1 pseudogene is annotated in these 230 nt (G+C 22.2%); it reads right to left on the reverse strand.

The features are described 5' to 3' along the window. A pseudogene (locus RI01_RS02580) lies at positions 1 to 230 on the reverse strand (AAA family ATPase); the annotation flags it as partial.

Raw genomic sequence — 230 nt, forward strand, 5'->3', positions numbered from 1 at the left:
AGTATGAGGAAGAGGTTTATTTTCTTTTAAATGATTTAATTGGATAGTTAAATTTTTCTTTTGTTTTTCAAAAGCTAATTTTTGATCAGTTAAGAAAAGTTGAAAATCCTTGAAATTTTTTAATTCAGTTTGATTTTTTCGATATTCTTTTTGCGTTTTTAATTCTTCAATTCTTTTTTGATTAGCTTCAACATAATTAAGAGCTTGATTTAATTGGAAAATTTGTTGTT

This window comes from Italian clover phyllody phytoplasma str. MA1 (assembly GCF_000300695.1).
Taxonomy (GTDB): domain Bacteria; phylum Bacillota_I; class Bacilli_A; order Acholeplasmatales; family Acholeplasmataceae; genus Phytoplasma.